The organism is Candidatus Methylomirabilota bacterium (assembly GCA_035260325.1).
Classification (GTDB): domain Bacteria; phylum Methylomirabilota; class Methylomirabilia; order Rokubacteriales; family CSP1-6; genus AR19.
Genome location: DATFVL010000154.1, coordinates 1 through 2,011 on the forward strand (window position 1 = coordinate 1; position 2,011 = coordinate 2,011).

Genomic DNA, 2,011 nt, shown 5'->3' on the forward strand with positions numbered 1-2,011 from the left:
CTCACGCTCATGGGCTGGGTCGGCGCCTTCACCGCGCTGCTCGCCGCGAGCATGGCGTGCGTCGAGAGCGACATCAAGCGTGTCCTCGCGTACTCGACGGTCTCGCAGCTCGGGTACATGATGGCCGCCGCGGGCGCCGGCGCGGCGGACGCGAGCGTCCTGCACCTCCTGACCCACGGCGTGTTCAAGGCGCTCCTCTTCCTCGCGGCGGGCGCGGTGATCCACGCGGTCGGGACCAACGACATCTTCCGGATGGGCGGCCTCTTCCGCGGGATGCCGCAGACGGGCGTGGTCTTCGTCGTCGGCACGCTCGCGCTCGCGGGCGTGCCGCCGCTCGCCGGCTTCTTCTCGAAGGAGGCGATCCTCGCGGGCGTCTGGGAGGCGGAGCTCCGGGGGCCCTTCCTCATGCTCGCGCTCACGGCGTTCCTGACCGCGTTCTACATGTTCCGCGTCGTCTTCCTCGTGTTCTTCGGGCGGGCGCGCGCGCCCGGTCACCCGCACGAGGCGCCGTGGACGATGCGGGGCCCGCTCTGGTTCCTCGCGCTGGTCACCGTCGGGTGGGGGGTGCGCTTTGCGCTCGCGGAAGACGGCGGTCACCACGGGCCGGGCTGGCTCGCGCCGGTCTCCGTCGCCCTCGCGCTCGGCGGCATCCTCCTCGCGTGGGCGGCCTACCAGCGCGGCGCGGTGGACCCGGCGCGCCTCGCGGGGACGTTCCCGCTCTCGGCGCTCGACGTCCTCGCGCGCCGCCGCTACGGCCTCGACGCGCTCTACGCCGGGCTCTACCGCGGCTTCATCCTCGGCTTCTCGCGCCTCGTCGGCTGGGTGGACCGCTACCTGGTGGACGGCGTCCTGAACTTCCTCTCGGCGTGGACGCTGCGCGGCGGCGACCTCCTCCGGCGCCTGCAGAGCGGCCAGGCGCAGGACTACGTCTACGGCGTCGCCTTCGGCGTGCTGCTGCTCTTCGTCTGGGCCCAGTGGTGGCGGAGATGATGATCGGCGTTCCGGTGCTTTCGCTGATCACGTGGGCGCCGTTCGTCGGCGCGCTCCTGATCATGTTCACGGCGCGCCGGCGGCCGCTGGCGGTGCGCCTCATCGCCGCGGTCACGACCGGCATCTCCGCCGTCCTGTCGCTCTGGATCTACGTCACGTACGATCGGGAGGCGGCGGGCTTCCAGTTCTACGAGAAGCTCCCGCTCGTGCCGCCGCTCGGCATCTCGTACGAGCTCGGCGTGGACGGGATGAGCCTGCTGCTGGTCCTGCTGACGGCGATCATCATCTTCGCGGGCGTGTTCGCCTCGTGGACGATCGCCGTGCGGAGCCAGGAATTCTACGCGCTCCTGTTGGCACTCGTCACCGGCGTCTTCGGCGTCTTCGTCTCGCTCGACCTCTTCGTCTTCTTCCTCTTCTACGAGCTCGCGGTGCTGCCGATGTACCTCCTGATCGGCATCTGGGGCTCGACGGGAGAGGTGCGGCCGCGCGGCATTTTTGCATGGGCGTACCGGGAGACCGGCGTGGGGACGAAGGAGTACGCGGCGATGAAGCTCACACTCTACCTCCTGTTCGGCTCCGCCTTCATCCTCGTCGGCATCTTGGCGCTGTACGCGCAGGCCGGCGCCTCGTCCTTTTCGTTCCTCGAGCTCGAGGGCGGCACCTTCCCGCCGGCCGTGCAGCGCTGGGTCTTCCTCGCGTTCTACGTCGGCTTCGGCATCCTCGCGGGCATCTGGCCGCTGCACACCTGGTCGCCGGACGGCCACGCGTCGGCGCCGACGGCCGTCTCGATGCTCCACGCGGGCGTGCTGATGAAGCTCGGAGCCTACGGCGTGGTGCGCCTGGGCATGGGGCTCCTGCCCGAGGGGGCGGCGGCGCTCGCCTGGCTCGTGGGGACGATCGCCTGCGTCAACATCGTCTACGGCGCGCTCGCGGCGATGGCGCAGACCGACCTCAAGTACGTCATCGCGTACTCGTCGGTCTCGCACATGGGGCTCGTCATGCTCGGGGCCGCCACGCTGAC

General features: G+C 70.6%; 2 protein-coding genes. Both read left to right on the forward strand.

The window, feature by feature from the left end; all coding sequences use genetic code 11:
* The coding region (locus VKG64_10235; protein HKB25420.1) for a proton-conducting transporter membrane subunit at nucleotides 1-990 on the forward strand (990 nt) is incomplete at its 5' end.
* The coding region (locus VKG64_10240; GenBank protein HKB25421.1) for an NADH-quinone oxidoreductase subunit M at nucleotides 975-2,011 on the forward strand (1,037 nt) is incomplete at its 3' end. The genes VKG64_10235 and VKG64_10240, both read left to right, overlap by 16 nt.